Source organism: Pelomonas sp. KK5, from assembly GCF_001984095.1.
GTDB lineage: Bacteria > Pseudomonadota > Gammaproteobacteria > Burkholderiales > Burkholderiaceae_C > KK5.
Genome location: NZ_LYVQ01000038.1, coordinates 19,405 through 36,261, shown reverse-complemented (window position 1 = coordinate 36,261; position 16,857 = coordinate 19,405). Strand labels below are relative to the sequence as shown.

At 69.8% G+C, this 16,857-nt stretch carries 16 protein-coding genes; 12 read left to right on the top strand and 4 right to left on the bottom strand.

The window, feature by feature from the left end; genetic code table 11:
• Positions 1–1,922: DUF748 domain-containing protein (locus B0W88_RS08225; RefSeq protein WP_144006668.1), on the top strand; the 1,922-nt coding region annotated here is incomplete at its 5' end.
• A gap of 9 nt (positions 1,923–1,931) precedes the next feature.
• On the opposite strand, the gene pdxH is transcribed toward B0W88_RS08225, so the two are convergent.
• Positions 1,932–2,573 (bottom strand): pyridoxamine 5'-phosphate oxidase, encoded by a 642-nt coding sequence (gene pdxH / locus B0W88_RS08220; protein ID WP_077034176.1) that lies wholly within the window; start codon positions 2,571–2,573, stop codon positions 1,932–1,934.
• Positions 2,574–2,738: 165 nt separating this feature from the next.
• Here pdxH and B0W88_RS08215 point away from each other — a divergent pair, with 165 nt between their 5' ends.
• Positions 2,739–3,395: an NTP transferase domain-containing protein gene (locus B0W88_RS08215; protein WP_077034175.1), complete on the top strand. Its 657-nt coding sequence runs from the start codon at positions 2,739–2,741 to the stop codon at positions 3,393–3,395.
• On the opposite strand, the gene B0W88_RS08210 is transcribed toward B0W88_RS08215, so the two are convergent.
• Positions 3,383–4,075 (bottom strand): gamma-glutamylcyclotransferase, encoded by a 693-nt coding sequence (locus B0W88_RS08210; protein ID WP_144006667.1) that lies wholly within the window; start codon positions 4,073–4,075, stop codon positions 3,383–3,385. The genes B0W88_RS08215 and B0W88_RS08210 overlap by 13 nt on opposite strands.
• A 156-nt stretch (positions 4,076–4,231) precedes the next feature.
• On the opposite strand from B0W88_RS08210, the gene edd reads away from it, so the two are divergent.
• Complete coding sequence (gene edd / locus B0W88_RS08205; protein WP_077034173.1) at positions 4,232–6,052, top strand: phosphogluconate dehydratase; 1,821 nt, start codon at positions 4,232–4,234, stop codon at positions 6,050–6,052.
• A gap of 17 nt (positions 6,053–6,069) precedes the next feature.
• Positions 6,070–6,699: a bifunctional 4-hydroxy-2-oxoglutarate aldolase/2-dehydro-3-deoxy-phosphogluconate aldolase gene (gene eda / locus B0W88_RS08200; protein ID WP_077034172.1), complete on the top strand. Its 630-nt coding sequence runs from the start codon at positions 6,070–6,072 to the stop codon at positions 6,697–6,699.
• Between the two features lie 7 nt (positions 6,700–6,706).
• Here the strand turns inward: eda and B0W88_RS08195 are convergent, their stop codons facing one another.
• A complete protein-coding gene (locus B0W88_RS08195; RefSeq protein WP_077034171.1) occupies positions 6,707–7,243 on the bottom strand; it encodes a PaaI family thioesterase in 537 nt (178 codons plus the stop codon).
• Positions 7,244–7,287: 44 nt separating this feature from the next.
• On the opposite strand from B0W88_RS08195, the gene B0W88_RS08190 reads away from it, so the two are divergent.
• Positions 7,288–7,719 (top strand): MarR family winged helix-turn-helix transcriptional regulator, encoded by a 432-nt coding sequence (locus tag B0W88_RS08190; protein WP_077034170.1) that lies wholly within the window; start codon positions 7,288–7,290, stop codon positions 7,717–7,719.
• Positions 7,720–7,723: 4 nt separating this feature from the next.
• On the opposite strand, the gene B0W88_RS08185 is transcribed toward B0W88_RS08190, so the two are convergent.
• Positions 7,724–8,494: an exodeoxyribonuclease III gene (locus B0W88_RS08185; protein WP_077034169.1), complete on the bottom strand. Its 771-nt coding sequence runs from the start codon at positions 8,492–8,494 to the stop codon at positions 7,724–7,726.
• A gap of 81 nt (positions 8,495–8,575) precedes the next feature.
• Here B0W88_RS08185 and B0W88_RS08180 point away from each other — a divergent pair, with 81 nt between their 5' ends.
• From B0W88_RS08180 to B0W88_RS08150, 7 genes are all read left to right on the top strand, one after another.
• On the top strand, positions 8,576–9,241 hold the full coding sequence (locus B0W88_RS08180) for a response regulator (protein WP_077034168.1): 666 nt from the start codon (positions 8,576–8,578) through the stop codon (positions 9,239–9,241).
• On the top strand, positions 9,238–10,659 hold the full coding sequence (locus B0W88_RS08175) for a sensor histidine kinase (protein ID WP_083748644.1): 1,422 nt from the start codon (positions 9,238–9,240) through the stop codon (positions 10,657–10,659). Before B0W88_RS08180 ends, B0W88_RS08175 begins: the two co-directional genes overlap by 4 nt.
• A 106-nt stretch (positions 10,660–10,765) precedes the next feature.
• On the top strand, positions 10,766–11,749 hold the full coding sequence (locus B0W88_RS08170) for a tripartite tricarboxylate transporter substrate binding protein (RefSeq protein ID WP_077034167.1): 984 nt from the start codon (positions 10,766–10,768) through the stop codon (positions 11,747–11,749).
• Between the two features lie 132 nt (positions 11,750–11,881).
• Positions 11,882–12,913: a porin gene (locus B0W88_RS08165; protein ID WP_077034166.1), complete on the top strand. Its 1,032-nt coding sequence runs from the start codon at positions 11,882–11,884 to the stop codon at positions 12,911–12,913.
• 23 nt (positions 12,914–12,936) lie between these two features.
• Positions 12,937–14,034: an ABC transporter substrate-binding protein gene (locus tag B0W88_RS08160; RefSeq protein ID WP_077034165.1), complete on the top strand. Its 1,098-nt coding sequence runs from the start codon at positions 12,937–12,939 to the stop codon at positions 14,032–14,034.
• Between the two features lie 44 nt (positions 14,035–14,078).
• The gene (locus B0W88_RS08155) at positions 14,079–15,797 is read left to right on the top strand and encodes an ABC transporter permease (RefSeq protein ID WP_369973856.1); all 1,719 of its coding nucleotides are present in this window, start codon (positions 14,079–14,081) and stop codon (positions 15,795–15,797) included.
• Positions 15,790–16,854 (top strand): ABC transporter ATP-binding protein, encoded by a 1,065-nt coding sequence (locus B0W88_RS08150; protein WP_077034164.1) that lies wholly within the window; start codon positions 15,790–15,792, stop codon positions 16,852–16,854. The genes B0W88_RS08155 and B0W88_RS08150 overlap by 8 nt, the downstream gene beginning before the upstream one ends.
• Positions 16,855–16,857: the final 3 nt, after the last annotated feature.

Sequence of the window (16,857 nt, the reverse complement as noted above, 5' to 3'; positions counted from 1 at the left end):
ACCTTGACCTGGGGGCGCGCCGGATCCAGGCCGGTGAATTGAGCCTGCAGCAGCCCCTGCTGCAGGCGGCCCGCGCCGCCGACGGCCGCTGGCGCCACGAGACGCTGTTCCCGCCCGCGCCCGCAGCGGTGCCGGCCGCAGACGCGCCCGCCTGGCATGTGACGGCGCAGGCCCTCAGCATCGAACAGGGTGCGCTGCGCTTTCAGGATGCCCAGGCCGCGGCGGACACCGTCGTGCGCGTGGGGCAGATCCGCCTGAAGGCCCAGCACCTGGCCTGGCCACCGACCGCCGAGCCGATAGCGGTGAACCTGAGCCTCAGCCTCGGCCGCGAGCGTTCGACGCCGGTCCAGCGGGAAGACGGCAGCTTGCAGTGGCAGGGCGAGGTCCTGGCGATGGCGCCGAGCCTGCGTGGCAAGCTGCGCGTCGAGCAGTTGCCCTTGCAACTGCTGGACCCGTATCTGGATCGCGCCTGGGGCCTGCAGCTGCGCCGCGCCGAGCTCGGCCTGCAAGGCGAGTTCTCGGCAGCCCGCGAGGGCGAAGCCTGGCGAGCCACGTGGAACGGCGATGCTTCGCTGGGTCGCCTGCGCCTGAACCAGGCCAGTTGGCAGGACGGCCAGCGCCAGGTCGGCGGAGAGCTGCTGGGCTGGCAGTCGCTGGCGCTCGGTGGCGTGGCAGCCCGGCTGCTGCCGGGCAAGCCGCCGGAGATCACCGTGGCCAAGGCCGCGCTGGACGACTACTACATGCGCCTGAACGTGGACGAGCAGGGGCGCTTCAACATCAGGGAGCTCGGCACGCGCGCCGCGCCGGCCGCGGCCTCGGCACCTGCCCCGGCGGCCTCCGGGCCTGCCGCGCTGCTGACGGTGGGCCAGATACAGTTCAGCAAGGGCGAGATCGATTTCAGCGACCATTTCGTCAAGCCCAACTACAGCGCCCACCTCACCGAACTGCAGGGCAGCCTGGGCGCCTTCGCCACCGGCAAGCCCGCGATGGCGCCGCTGAGCCTGCGCGGCAAGGTGCAGGGCACCGGCGACCTCAGCGTGGAGGGGCAACTGAACCCGGCCGGTGCTCCGCTGACGATGGACGTCACCGCCAAGGCCAGCGACATCGAACTCTCCCCGCTCTCGCCCTATGCCGCCAAATATGCCGGCTATGCGATCGAGCGGGGCAAGCTCTCCACCGAGGTGCACTACAAGATCGATCCAGGCGGCCAGCTCGAGGCCAGCAACCGCATCACGCTCAACCAGCTGACCTTCGGCGACAAGGTCGAGAGCCCCGACGCGACCACGCTGCCGGTGCTGCTGGCCGTGGCCCTGCTGAAGGACTCGGACGGCGTGATCGACCTGGACCTGCCGGTCAGCGGCTCGATCAACGATCCTGACTTCAGCATCGGCGGCATCGTGCTGAAGCTGATCGGCAACCTGCTGGCCAAGGCGGTGACCGCGCCGTTCTCGCTGCTGTTCGGTGGCAGCGGAGGGGGTGAGGGCGACGCCAGCCAGGCGGCCTTCGCGCCCGGCAGCGCCGCGCCCGGCGCGCCGGAGCAACTGGACAAGGTGGCGAAGATGCTGGCCGACCGGCCGGGCCTGGCGCTGACGATCACCGGCTGGGCTGATGCCCAGGCCGACGGGCCCGCGCTGGCGCAACTTCAGGCCAAGGCCGGCACCGAGGCCGAGCAGCGCCGCGAGGCGCGCCGGCAGCAGCAGCAACAACAACAGCGCGCCGCTTCACCCGCGAAAAAGGGCGAGGCCGCCACGGCGCCGGCCGTCAGTGACGAGCAACTGCGGCAGTTGGCCGACCAGCGTGCCGCGGCGGTGCGCGATGCGCTGATCGCCAAGGGCATTGCCAACAGCCGCCTGTTCGTCAGCTCCCCGCGCGTGGCGGACGGGGCCCAGCCGCATGCGGAGCTCTCGCTGAGCACCCGCTGACGCGACGGGTCACGGCGCCAGCCGCTCCCGCTGCCAGGCACCGGCCTCGTCCTTGCGGTAGACCAGCCGGTCATGCAGCCGCGACTTGCGGCCCTGCCAGAACTCCCAGCGCTCCGGCACCAGCCGGTAGCCGCCCCAGTGAGGCGGACGCGGCGGCTTCAGGCCGTGGCGGACGGCCATCTTCGCGGCATTGGCCACCAGCGTGGCGCGCGACTCGATCACCTGGCTCTGCGGCGAGGCCCAGGCGCCCAGGCGCGAGTCGAGCGGGCGCGACTGGAAGTAGTCGTCCGATTCCTGGTCGGAGACCTTCTCGACCCGGCCCTCGATCCGCACGACCCGCTCCAGCTCCACCCAATGGAACTGCAGCGCGGCGAAGGGGTGGACGGCCAGCTCCCGGCCCTTGCGGCTGTCGTAGTTGGTGAACCAGACCAGTCCGCGCTCGTCATAGGCCTTGACCAGCACGATGCGCGTCGAGGGCCGGCCATCGGCGCCGACGGTGGCCAGGGTCATCGCATTGGGTTCGTGGACCTCGGGCGCGGCCAGCGCGTGCTCGAACCACTGGCTGAATTGCGCCATCGGGCTGCCGGAGGCCAGCGCCTCGTCCAGTTCGCCGAGTTCGTAGCTCTTTCTCAGGTCGGATAGCTTGCTCATCGCTCGATTGTCGGCGCTTCCGGAGGGCTTCCACTGGGCTGTCGACGGTAGAAAGCCTTAGGTAATGGTCCCAGTTATGCCGGCCCCGGGCCAGCGGCATGCTGTACAAACCGCCAGCCAGGGCCTCGCGTCCGGGCTGGTGCCACCGAAGAGAAGGATTCAGCTATGAGCAAACGGCGACCTGTTGTCGTCGTGCTGGCAGCGGGACGCGGCGTCCGCTTCCGGGGTGCCGGCCACAAGCTGATGCAGCCGCTGGAACCCGCCGCAGGCTCGACGACGAGCGACACGATGCTGTCCCGCACGCTGCACCATGCGCTGCAGACGCACCTGCGCGTCGTGGTCGTCACCAGCGCGCAGCTGGCGCCGGCCGTGCGCCGCCTGGTGGCCGCCCAGGACGTCGTCGAACTGCCCGACGTGGACGGGCGCGGCCGCCCGAGCCCGGTGGGCATGGGGCACTCGATCGCAGCCGGCGTCAGCGCCACAGGCGATGCCGACGGCTGGCTGATCGTGCCGGCCGACATGCCGCTGCTCAAGCCCGGCAGCATCCGCGCCGTGGCGGACGCGCTGGAGCACTTCCCGCTCGCTTATGCACAGTACCGGGGCCGGCGCGGCCATCCGGTCGGCTTCAGCGCGGAGCTGTACTCGGAGCTGGTGGACCTGCAGGGCGACGAGGGCGCCCGCCGGCTGCTGGCCCGCTACGCCTCGCAGGCGGTCGACGTGGACGACCCGGGCGTGCTGGTGGACATCGACACCGAGGACGACCTGGCCCGCATGCGCGCCGAGGCGGCCGCGGCCGAGACCGGCCAGCCTCAGCGTTCCTGAGCCTGGCCCCGGGCCGCCCGCTGCGGCGCCAGCGGCCCGCACAGGCCGTGCCGCGCGGCGAGGTGCCATTGCCGCTCCAGCTCCACGTCGCGGATGCCGTGCTCGCGCAGGCCGTGCACGGTGCGCATCAGGTACTCCAGCGTCGTGCCATAGCGGCCGCGTGCATGGCCGAAGATGTGCAGCAGCTGCGCATCGCCGATCTCGCCGGTCCAGCTCGGGCTGTGGCGCGACAGCGTGAAGGCGAGTGCGCGCAACGGGCCCTGCGTGGTCTGGCAGCTCAGCCAGCGCGGCTCGTAGGTGGGCACGGGCAGGTGGCTGCGCCGGCCGTCGGGGTGGCGGAATTCCTCGCCCAGCGGCATCTCGCGCGCCCACAGCGCCTCCAGCACCGCCTCGCCCTCGGCATGGGCGACCCTGAAGACGAGGCCGCGGCAACTGCCGCCGGACAGCAGGGCCAGCACCAGGCCGGGTTGCTCGGGGCTGCCGCGGTTGACTTGCGACTGCATGCGCAGCGCGCGGTGGTAGCCCTGCACGCGGGCGGGATAGGACGCCGTGTAGTCGAAATCCGGCCGCCAGATCAGCGAACCGTAGGCGAACAGCAGCAGGTCCTGCCCGGGCACGGCGCGCCATTGGGCCAGCGTGCGGGCGTAGAGGGCGGCGTTGTCATGGGAACTGCCTTGCATGGCCATGATCTTGACATGTGACGCCGGCATGTTGCTTGCTCGTGTTGCCTGCCCGCCGACGCCCTGCTGCTGTACCCTTGATGTAACCCGGCGGCCGGGCATTCGATGTAATATGGTTACCGATTTTCAACCTCTCGAGTTACAACGATCCAGCCTATGAACAAGACCCTCGCGGCTGTAACCGAGCGCATCCGCCAGCGCAGTGCCGATTCCCGCGGCGCCTACCTCGATGGTGTCGATCACATGGCCGGCCGCAAGCGTGGCGTCGAGCGCATGGGCTGCGCCAACGTCGCGCACGCGGTGGCTGCCATGCCGGCCAACGACAAGCTGCGCATCGTGGCGGAGAAGGCGCCCAACATCGCCATCGTCACGGCCTACAACGACATGCTGTCGGCCCATCAGCCCTACGAGGGCTACCCGGCGCTGATCCGCGAGGCCGCCCACGCGCTGGGTGCCACCGCCCAGGTGGCCGGTGGCACGCCCGCGATGTGCGACGGCGTCACCCAGGGCCAGCCGGGCATGGAGATGTCCCTGTTCTCGCGGGACACCATTGCCATGTCCACGGCCATCGCACTGAGCCACGACGTCTTCGACGCCGCGTTGCTGCTGGGCATCTGCGACAAGATCGTGCCGGGCCTGCTGATCGGCGCGCTGCACTTCGGCCATCTGCCCTGCGTCTTCGTGCCGGCCGGCCCGATGAGCAGCGGCCTGTCCAACAGCGCCAAGGGCAAGGTGCGCGAGCAGTACGCGCAGGGCCTGGTGGGCCGCGACGAACTGCAGAAGGCCGAGTCCGCCGCCTACCACGGCGCCGGCACCTGCACCTTCTACGGCACGGCCAACAGCAACCAGATGCTGCTCGAGGCGATGGGCCTGCATGTGCCGGGCGCCGCCTTCGTCCACCCGCACGACGACCTGCGCGCGGCGCTGACGCGGCAGGCCGTCAGCACCGTGCTGTCGATCGCGCCCAAGGCCAACTACACCCCGATCGGCCGCATGGTCGACGAGCGCTGCATCGTCAACGCGATGGTGGCCCTGCTGGCCACAGGCGGCTCGACCAACCACCTGATCCACTGGGTGGCCGTGGCCCGTTCGGCCGGCATCACGATCGACTGGACCGATTTCTCCGAGTTGTCCGCCGTCGTGCCGCTGCTGTCGCGCGTCTACCCCAACGGCACCGCCGATGTGAACGACTTCCAGAATGCCGGCGGCCCGGGCTTCGTGATCCGCGAGTTGCTGGACGCCGGGCTGATGCACGAGGACGTGCTGAGCGTGGCGGGCAGTTCGCTGCGGCCCTTCGCGCGGGTCCCGACGCTGGCAGCCGACGGCAGCTCCGTCGATTGGCAAGACCTGACCCCGGCCAGCGGCGACGATTCCGTGGTGCGCACCGCGGCGGCGCCCTTCAGCCCCACCGGCGGCCTGAAGCTGCTGCAGGGCAACCTGGGCCGCGCGGTGATCAAGGTCTCCGCCGTGCCGGACGACCGCCATGTCGTCGAGGCGCCATGCCGGATCTTCGACAGCCAGGAGGGCATGCAGGAGGCCTTCAAGGCCGGCGAGCTGGAGCGCGACGTGGTCGTCGTCGTGCGCTTCCAGGGCCCGCACGCCAACGGCATGCCCGAGTTGCACAAGCTCACGCCGCCGCTGGCCGTGCTGCAGAACAAGGGCTTCAAGGTCGCGCTGGTGACCGATGGCCGCATGAGCGGCGCTTCCGGCAAGGTGCCGGCGGCCATCCATGTGAGCCCCGAGGCGCTGGCCGGCGGCCCGCTCGGCAAGCTGCGCGATGGCGATGTGGTGCGCATGGATGCCACCACCGGCGAGCTGCTGGCCCTGGTGCCGCAGGCCGAATGGGAGGCGCGCGAGAACGCGAAGATCACGCCCGAGCACGCCTTCGACAACGCCCACGGCCTCGGCCGTGACCTGTTCGCCGGCATGCGCCGCAACGCCCGCACGGCCGAAGAAGGCGCGGTGACCTGGCTCTGAACACCACAAGGACTGACATGATCGACAACACCCTGAGCCTGGCCGAGCAAGGCCCCGTCATCCCCGTCATCGTCATCCAGCGCCTGGAAGACGCGGTACCGCTGGCCGAGGCGCTGGTCGCCGGCGGCGTGCGCGTGCTGGAAGTGACGCTGCGCACGCCGGTGGCGCTGAAGGCGATGGAGGCGATGGCCAGGGCCGTGCCGCAGGCCATCGTCGGCGCGGGCACGCTGCGCACCGTGGCGGATGTGAAAGCCGCGCGCGATGCCGGCTGCCAGTTCGGCGTCAGCCCCGGCTACACCGACGCGATCGGCGCCGCCTGCAAGGAGCAGGGCCTGCCGCTGCTGCCGGGCGTCAGCACCGCCAGCGAGGTGATGCAGGCCAATGCAGGCGGCTACGGCTTCCTGAAGCTGTTCCCGGCGGTGGCCGTGGGGGGCATCAACCTGCTGAAGGCGCTGGCCGGTCCGTTCCCGGACGTCGTGTTCTGCCCCACCGGCGGCATCTCGCTCGAGACGGCACCGCAGTTCCTCAGCCTGCCCAATGTGAAGGTCTGCGGCGGCTCCTGGCTGACCCCGCAGGACGCGGTGGACGCCAAGGACTGGGCGCGCATCACCAGGCTCGCGCAGGGCGCCGCGGCGCTGCGCGGCTGATGATCAGTCAGCGCGTTTCAAACACCAGGCAGGTCGTGCTCGCGTGAGCGTAGAGCTTGCCGTCGTGGCCCACCAGCGAGGCCTCGGCGGTGGCGACCTGCTTGCCTGAGTGCACCACCTTGCCGATCGCCCGCACCAGCGGCACCCGCTCGTTGAGGCCGCGCACCAGGTTCACCTTGAACTCCAGCGTCGTGTAGGCGCGGCCCACCGGCATCGTCGTGTGCACGGCGCAGCCGAGCGCCGAATCGAGCAGCGTGGCATACCAGCCGCCATGCACGCCGCCCAGCGGGTTGTAGTGCCGCAGCCTGGGCGTGCCCTGGAAGGTGGCCTCGCCATGCGCCACCGAGATCAGCATGAAGTCCATCGTGTCGGTGATGTGCGGCGGCGGCAGCTCGCCGTCGAGCATCATGTGCATCACCTCCAGGCCCGTCCGGCCCGCCACCTGGTCGGGGCGCGCCAGGCCCACGGGCATCTGGCGCGAGCGGACGGCGGCTTCCTCGGCCTTCCATTGCTGCAGAACTTGGTCGTGATCCTGGCTGCTCATGGTGAACTCCTTGTAGATACAATGATTGTAGCTACAATCATCCGATGTCCAGCAAGACCGTCGTCCCCAAGGGCTGCACGAACCTGAAGCTGCGCCGCCTGACGCGGCTGGTATCCGCGCAGTGCGAGCCCTTCTTCAGCGCTTCGGGCCTGACTACCACGCAGTACTCGCTGCTGGGCCATGTCGAGCAGCTGGGGCCGATCGCGCCGGGCCAGCTGGCGCGCGAGATGGACCTGGACGCGTCCACGCTGACGCGCAACCTGCAGCCGCTGCTGGGCGCGGGCCTGGCCGAGCTGCTGCCGGGCGAGGACGCCCGCTCGCGCATCGTGCAGGCCACGCCGGCGGGCCGCGCGCTGCGGGCCGAGGTCAAGGCGCAGTGGAAGCGGGCCCAGCTCTCGATCAACGCGAAGCTCGGCGAGGCGCGGGTCCAGCGGCTGCACGAACTGCTGGACGAGTGCCTGGAGCTGATGCGTTAGCCGATCAGTCGCTCAGCGTCACGATCACCGGCGCGTGGTCGCTGGGCTTGGGCAGCTTGCGCATCGCACGGTCGATCGTGCAGGCCGTGACCCTGGGCCTTAGCGCATGGCTGACCAGGATGTGGTCGATCCGCAGGCCCTTGTTCTTCTGGAAGCCGAGCATGCGGTAGTCCCACCAGCTGTAGCTCTTGGGCGGCTGCTCGAACATGCGGTAGGCGTCCGTCAGGCCCATGTCGATCAGGGCCTGGAAGTGGGCGCGCTCCTGCGGCGAGGTGTGGGTCTGGCCGACGAAGGCGGCGGGGTCGTAGCAGTCGCGGTCCTCGGGGGCGATGTTGAAGTCGCCCATGATCACCAGCTTCTCGTGCGCCGCCATCTCGGTGGCCAGCCAGGCGCGCAGGCCGTCCAGCCAGGCCATCTTGTAGACGAACTTGTCGCTGTCCAGCGCCTGGCCGTTGGGGAAGTAGCCGCCGATCACGCGCACGTCGCCGACGGTGCCGGCGATCAGCCGCGCCTGCTCGTCGGCAAAGCCGGTGATGTTCTTCACCACGTCCTGCGCCGGCTGCTTGCTGATCAGCGCCACGCCGTTGTAGGTCTTCTGGCCGAACCATTGCACCTGCCAGCCGGCCGCGCCGATCTCCAGCGTCGGGAACTTGTCGTCGGTCAGTTTCGTTTCCTGCAGCACGACCGCATCGAGGTCGGGGTTGGCGGCCAGCCAGTCCAGCAACTGGGGCAGGCGCACGGAGAGGGAATTGACGTTCCAGGTGGCGAATTTCATGGTCTGTTCAAGGGGGCTGGCAATCAGGAGCGAAGTCTAGCCGGCGCTGTCCTGCGTCGGGCCGTCCGCTAGCATTCGCCCATGCGCCTGCTGCTTGCTGAAGATGAACGCCCACTGGCTGACTGGCTGGTCCGGGCCCTGGGACAGAGCGACTTCGTCGTCGACTGGGTGGACGACGGGCGCCTGGTCGCGCGCCAGTTGCAGGCGACCCGCTATGACGCGCTGATCCTCGACCTCGGCCTGCCGGGCCAGGGCGGGCATGAGGTGCTGCGCGAACTGCGCTTGAAGGACTCGCGGGTGCCGGTGCTGATCCTGACCGCGCGGGACTCGCTGATGGAAAAGGTCAGCACGCTGCACGAAGGTGCCGACGATTTCCTGGCCAAGCCTTTCGAGATCCAGGAACTGGAGGCGCGCCTGGTCGCGCTGGTGCGGCGATCCCGCGGCCGCGAGCAGCCCCGCTTCACCTGCGGGCCCCTGGCCTACGACGCGGCGACCAAGCAGTTCACCCTGGACCGCGAGGCGCTGACGCTGTCGCCGCGGGAGCACGGCGTGCTGCGCGCGCTGATCCAGCACAGCGGCGAGCCGCTGTCCAAGCAGGAGATCCTGGAGCGCATCTTCTCCGACGAGCAGGATGTCCGGCCCGAGGTGGTCGAGGTCCTGATCCATCGCCTGCGGCGCCGGCTGGAGACGGGCAAGGTCCGCATCACGACGCTGCGCGGCCTCGGCTACGTCCTGGAAGCGTCGTGAGGCTGCCCCGGCTGCCGGCGGCCTGGCACCGGTTCAGCGTGCGGCGGACGCTGCTGATGCTGGCCATCCCGGTGATGCTCGTGATGGTGAGCATCGAGTCGGCGCTGACCTGGAAGACCGGTCTGCAGGCCGCCGATGCGGCCTACGATCGCTCGCTGCTCGGCGCCATCAAGGCGATCGACAGCAACGTCTCCACCGAGACCGGTCTCTCGGTGGAGCTGCCCTATCGCATGCTCGAGTTCTTCGAGCTGACCGCGAGCGGGCAGGTCTACTTCCGCGTCAGCACCGAGGACGGCCTGGTCGAGATCGGCAATGCCGGCCTGCCGCTGCCCGAGCGAGGCCTCAAGCTGGGCGTGCCGCAGTTCATCGACGCCGAATACTTCGGCGAGCCGGTCCGCGTCGGCGCGCTGTCGCGGGAACTGGACCCGGACAAGCCGGGACGGCGGCTGGTGATCCAGGTGGCGGAGTCGACCACTTCCCGCAACGCGTTCTCCCGCGGGCTGCTCCTGCAGGCGATCGGGCGGGATGCGCTCAACGTGGTCGTCGTCACGGTGACGCTGGCCCTGCTCATCGGCTGGGCCCTGCAGCCGCTGGAGCGCCTGCGCCGGGAGGTCGCGGCGCGGTCCAGCGATGACCTGTCGCCGGTGGACGAGGCCGAGGTGCCGGCGGATGCGGCGCCGCTGGTGCGGGCCATCAACCATCACCTGGAACGCCAGCGGGAACTCATCGAGAGCCGGCGCCGTTTCGTGGACGACGCGTCGCACCAGATCCGCACGCCGCTGGCCACGCTGTCCACGCAGGTGGGCTACGCACTGCGGGAGCAGGACGCGGGGCGCGTCCGCGAGGCGCTGGTGGCGCTGAAGTCGCAGATCGACGACACGGTGCGGCGCACCAACCAGATGCTGGCGCTGGCACGCGCGGACACGGCCGTGGAGCAGCTGTCGGCCGTCGAGCTGAACGCCCTGGCCGAACGCTGCACCAGGGAGACCTGGGCTTCGGCGCGGGAACTGGGCATCGACCTGGGCTTCGAGCCCGCCGGCACGGCCGTGCACGTGCGCGGCAACGAGGGCCAGCTTCGCGAGGCCCTGCTGAACCTGCTCCACAACAGCCTGCGCTACACGCCGGCCCGGGGCCAGGTGACCGTGCAGGTCCTGCGCGACGGCGCCTGCGCCTGCCTGCGCGTCGTCGACGACGGCCCCGGCATTCCGGCCCGGGAGCGGCTGAGGGCGGGCGAGCGCTTCTTCCGCGGCAGCAATGTCGACAAGCCCGGCTCCGGCCTGGGCCTGGCCATCGTGCGCGCCGTCGCGCAGCGCCACCAGGGCAGCATGGAAGTGGCGGCGGCGCAGGTGGCGCTGGACGGATCGGAAAAGGGCGCCGCGGTGACGCTGAAACTCCCGATGCATCAGGCCAACGACTGAAAGCCGCCTGAAAGGTAGGACTCCTTAGAGTGCCTCTCCATCAGGTGGCGCGCCGCCCTCGGAGTACAAGCTTCCGGGGCCGGCAACGAACACCGACAGGAGACACATGCGCACAGCCTACGAATGGATGGTCGGGCTGGTCCTCGCTGCCCTGGCGTTCGCGCCGGGCGCCGGAGCCCAGACGCCGACGCCACCCCCCGAATGCATCGCCCCGGCCAAGCCCGGCGGCGGCTTCGACCTGACCTGCAAGCTCGTCCAGGCCGCGCTCGCGGACGCCGGACACGCCCGGCCGATGCACATCAGCTACATGCCCGGCGGCGTGGGCGCCATCGCCTACGACACGATCATCACGAAGCGCCCGGCCGAGGCGCAGACCCTGGTGGCCTTCTCCAGCGGATCGCTGCTGAACCTCGCGAACGGGCGCTTCGGTCGCCATGCGATGGGCGATGTGCGCTGGCTGGCAGCCGTCGGGGCCGACTATGGCATCGTGCTCGTCAGCAGCCGCTCGCCCTGGCAGACCCTGCCGGATCTGCTGGCCGCGCTGAAGGCCAATCCCGGCAAGATCACCTTTGCCGGCGGCGGCACGATCGGCAGCCAGGACTGGGTGAAATCGGCGCTGGTGGCCAAGGCCGCGGGCGTGGACTACAAGGCCATGCGCTTCGTGGCCTTCGAGGGCGGCGGCGAGGCCACGGCGGCGCTGAAGGCCGGCCATGTGCAGGTGTATGCGGGCGATGCGTCCGAAGTGGCTGACAAGCTGCCCGCCCAGGGGCCGTTCCGCGTGCTGGCGGTGATGGCCGAGCGCCGCCTGCCGGGCCTGCTGGCCCATGTGCCGACCGCACGCGAGCAGGGCGCCGACATGGTCTGGCCCAGCGTGCGCGGCCTCTACATGGGCCCCAAGGTGTCCGAGGCGGCCTTCCATGCCTGGCGCACGACCTTCGAGCAGTTGATGGCCACGCCGTCCTTCGACAGGCTGCGGGCGCACTACGGGCTGTTCCCGCTGCAGATGACGGGCCCGGCGCTGCAGGCCTTCCTGGAGCAGCAGTCCCTTCAGTACGCCGACATGGCGGGCCGCTTCGGACTCCGGCGATGAAGCGCCGCTGAGCTTCCTCCCCCCTTCCTCCGTCTTTCCCAATCGGCATCGGCAGGCCTGCCATCGCGGCAGGCCGGGGCCTGCTGTTGCCTTCGCATTTCGCCCCTTCCGTCAAAACCCACAGGAGACCCGATGAACAAGACCTTCCAACCCCTCGCAGCAGCCTGCATGCTGGCCGTGCCGCTGCTGGCCTCCGCGCAGAGCAGCGTGACCGTCTACGGCATCGCCGACGCGCTGGTCGAGTACCGCAATCACATGAATGCTGCAGGCGACAGCCGCGTCGCGGTGACTTCCGGTGGCCTGAACACCTCGCGCTGGGGCCTGCGCGGCGTGGAGGACCTCGGCGGCGGCCTGAAGGCCGTGTTCAACCTCGAGGGCGAGGTCGGCTTCGACACCGGCGCGGCCGGCTCGTCGTTCTGGGGCCGCCAGGCGACGGTGGGCCTGCAGGGCGATTTCGGCCGCATCGTGGCCGGCCGCTCGTACACGACGGCCTATGACTTCATCCTGCCCTTCGACCCGATGGGCTACGCGCCGTTCTACTCCTGGGCGACCTCGGCCGGCGCCGCCGGCACGCGCAAGGACGGCATGCTGACCGCCGCCTCCAACCTGATCAAGTACGACGGCAAGTTCGGCCCCGTCAAGCTCGGCGCGAGCGTGGCGGCGGGCGAGGGCGCGGCCACCGGACGCTATGCCGCCCTGGCCGCGGGCTATGACCTCGACGCCTTCAGCGCCGTGCTGGTGCTGGACCAGCGCGATCGCCAGACCGGTGCCGTGAGCAAGGAGCAGACCGTGCACTGGGGCCTGAGCTACGACATGAAGCCGGTCAAGTTCTTCCTGGCCCAGCGCCAGTACAAGAAGACGCCGACCAGCGGCGCCGAGCAGAAGAGCACGCTGACCTGGGTCGGGGCCACCTGGTCGGTGACGCCGGTGCTGGACCTGACCCCGGCCTACTACTTCCAGAACGTCAAGACCGGCCCGCTGACGCCCGACGATCCGCACCTGCTGGCCCTGCGCGCGAAGTACGCGCTGTCCAAGCGCACCTGGCTGTACGCCGTCGCGTCCAACGCCAAGGCCAGGAGCGGCGTCGTCAGCGTCTCGCGCGACGACGCGGCCTTCGCCGACACGCAGTCCAGCTTCGGCGTGGGCATCCAGCACCGCTTCTAAGCCCCTCGCACCAGGAGCCATCAATGACCCATCGCATCACCCGCCGAGCCTGCCTCGCGCTGGCCGCCACCGCCTTCTTCGCCACGGCGCAGGCCCAGGTGCCCGCCGGCTATCCGGCCAGCTACCAGGCCATCATCGACGCCGCCAAGAAGGAGGGCAAGGTCACCGTCTACACCCCCACCGACGCCGCGGCCGGCAAGCCGCTGGTGAAGGAGTTCGAGAGCCTGTATCCCGGCGTCAAGGTCGAGTACATGGACATGAACAGCGTGGAGCTCTTCAACCGCTTCATCAGCGAGACCGCGGCCGGCACCACCAGCGCGGACGTGGTCTGGAACTCGGCCATGGACCAGGCCGTCAAGCTCGTGGCCGACGGCTACGCGCTGAGCTACGAGTCGCCCGAGGCCAAGGCGCTGCCCGCGTGGGCCGTCTACCAGAAGACGGCCTACGGCACGACCTTCGAGCCGCTGGGCCTGGTCTACAACAAGCGCCTGCTCCCCGCCGCTGACGTGCCCAAGACCCATGCCGAGCTGATCAGGCTGCTGGCCGATCCCCGCTTCCAGGGCAAGATCACCACCTACGACATCGAGAAGGCCGGCGTCGGCTTCCTCTATCTGACGGCCGACGTGCAGGTGAACGCCGCGCAGACCTGGGACCTGGTCAAGGCGATGGCCGGCGCCGGCGTGAAGGTGCAGTCGTCCAGCAGCACGATGATGGAACGCATCTCCTCGGGCGAGCAGGTGATGGGCTACAACATGATCACGTCCTACGCCCATGCCCGGGCGAAGAAGGACAGCAACATGGCCTACCAGCTGATGCGCGACCACACGCTGGTGATGAGCCGCGTGGCCTTCATCGCGAAGGCGGCCAAGAGCCCCAACGCGGCCAGGTTGTGGCTGGACTACCTGCTGTCCAGGAAGGGGCAGACGACGCTGTCCACGGCCTCGGAGCTGTACTCGATCCGTCCGGACGTCGAGGGCGAGATGACCGCGCATGCGCTGCAGAAGGAGATGGGCGCGAGCCTGCGCCCGATCGCCATCGACCAGAACCTGCTGACCTATCTCGAACAGGGCAAGCGGCTGGAGTTCATCAAGACCTGGCGTTCCTACGTCGCGCGCAAGTGAGCGCCTGACGAGCCCCCTGGCACGAACCCTGTGGAGTGACGTCGATGTCCATGACGCAAACCCTCGCGCACCCGCGCGGCCGATTCCCGGGGCTGCCCGGGATCGGCCGCGGGCTGGTGATCGGCATCACCGTGCTGGTGGTGCTGCTCCCGCTGGTGATGATCGCCTACCAGAGCCTGCTGTCGGCCCCGTTCTTCATGCCGAAGCACGAGGTGTCGCTCGACGCCTACCGCTTCGTCTTCGATGATCCGGACTTCTGGTTCGCGCTGCGCAACTCGCTGCTGATCGCCGGCGGCATGGTGCTGATCGCCGTGCCGCTCGGCGCGCTGCTCGCCTTCCTGATGGTGCGCACCGACCTGCCGGGCCGGCGCTGGATCGAGCCGCTGCTGCTGACGCCGATCTTCGTCTCGGCGGTGGTGCTGGCGCTCGGCTACGTGGTGTCGGCCGGGCCCAGCGGCTTCTACACGCTGTGGTGGCGGCAGGCCTTCGGCATCGCCGAGTGGTGGGACGTCTACTCCATCGGCGGCATCGCCGTCATCGCGGGGCTCACCCATGTGCCGCACGTCTACCTGTATGCCTCCTCGGCGCTGCGCAACCTCGGCAGCGATGTGGAGGAAGCCGCGCGCATCGCCGGCGCCTCGCCGCTGCGTGTGGCGCGCGACGTCAGCCTGCCGATGGTGATGCCCTCGGTGCTGTTCGCCGGCGTGCTGGTCTTCTTCCTCGGCTTCGAGGTCTTCGGCCTGCCGCTGGTGCTCGGCGACCCCAACGGCTACCTGGTGCTGACGACCTACATGTACAAGCTTGCCAGCAAGCTCGGCGTGCCCTCGTACCACCTGATGGCCGTCGTCGCGATCCTGATCGTGCTGGTGACCTTTCCGCTGGTGCTGCTGCAACGGCGCCTGCTGCGTAGCGCCAACAAGTACGTCTCCATCAAGGGCAAGGGCGGCCGCCAGGTGCCGCTGCGCCTGGGCGGATGGCGCTGGCTGGCGATCGGCATCGTGGCGCTGTGGCTGTTCCTGTCGGTGTTCGTGCCCGTGTCGGGCATCGTGCTGCGCTCCTTCGTCTCGCAGTGGGGCGAGGGCATCTCGCTGGTCGACGCCTTCACGCTGGAGCACTACCGCGACGTCTTCCAGCAGGACAACCTGGTGCGCGCGATCCTGAACACGCTGGGCATCGGCGTGATCGGCGGCGCGCTGGCCGTGGCCTGCTACGCGGCCATCTCGTTCGCGGGCCATCGGCGCAACGACGCGGCCACCAAGCTGATGGACTACCTCGTCCTCGTGCCGCGCGCGATACCCGGGCTGCTGGCGGGCCTGGCCTTCCTCTGGGTGTTCCTGTTCGTGCCCGGGCTGAAGGAATGGCGCAACTCGATGTTCGCGATCTGGATCGCCTACACGGTGATCTGGCTGGCCTACGGGCAGCGCATCGTGCAGAGCGCGCTGATGCAGGTGGGGCCCGACCTGGAGGAGGCGGCCCGCACCGTGGGCGCCACCGCCTCGCAGGTGAGCCGCCACGTCACGCTGCCGCTGGTGCGCTTCGGGCTGCTGTCGAGCTGGCTGCTGATCTTCCTGATCTTCGAGCGCGAGTACTCGACCGGCATCTACCTGCTGTCGCCGGGCACCGAGGTCATCGGCGCGCTGCTGGTCTCGATGTGGGCCTCGGGTGCCACCGATCTCGTCGCCGCACTGTCCGTCATCAACATCGTCATGGTCAGCGTGGGTCTGGCCGTGGCACTTCGTTTCGGGATCAAGCTCCATGACTAGCAAGCTCGTCGTCAACGACATCCATCTGGGCTACGGCGCCGTCCCGGTGCTCAAGGGCGTCTCCTTCAAGCTGAATGCGGGCGAGGTCGTCTCGCTGCTCGGCGCCTCCGGCAGCGGCAAGACCACGCTGCTGCGCGCGGTGGCGGGGCTGGAACATCCCTCGCAGGGCAGCATCCTGCTGGATGGCGCCGCGCTCTACGACGCGGCACGCGGCATCGATCTCCCGGCGGAGCGGCGCTCGCTGGGGCTGGTGTTCCAGTCCTATGCGCTGTGGCCGCACCGGACCGTGGCCGAGAACGTCGGCTACGGCCTGGTGCTGCGCAAGGTGCCCGCCGCCGAGGTCGGCCAGCGTGTGCAGGCCGCGCTCGAGAACCTGGGCCTGGGCCATCTGGGCGAGCGCTACCCCTTCCAGCTCTCCGGCGGCCAGCAGCAGCGCGTCGCGATCGCCCGGGCCCTGGTCTACAACCCGCCGGTGATCCTGCTGGACGAGCCGCTGTCCAATCTCGACGCCAAGCTGCGCGAGGAGGCGCGCGCCTGGCTGCGCGCGCTGATCGTCAGGCTGAATCTCTCGGCCCTGTGCGTCACGCACGACCAGACCGAGGCGATGGCCATGAGCGACCGCATCCTGCTGCTGCGCAACGGGCGCATCGAACAGGAGGGCACGCCGCAGGAGCTCTACGGCGCACCGCAGACGCTCTACACCGCGGAGTTCATGGGCAGCAACAACCGCTTCGAGGCCACCGTCGAGCAGGTCGGCGCCGGCACGGTGCGCCTGGCCGGGCCGGCAGGGCCGCTGCTGGCGCAGGGCCGCGGCACGCTGCGAGTGGGCGAGAAAGCCCAGGTGGTGGTCCGCCTGGAGCGGGTGGCCGTGGCCGACCAGCCGGGGCCGAACCGCGTGCAATCCAGGCTGGTCACGTCGATGTACCTCGGCGACCGCTGGGAGTACCTGTTCGAGAGCGGCGAGCAGCGCCTGCGGGCCTTCGGCCAGGAGCCGCGGGAGCCGGGGCGCGACTACTGGGTCGAACTGCCGGCCGAGGCCTGCTGGGCCTACGCGTGAGAA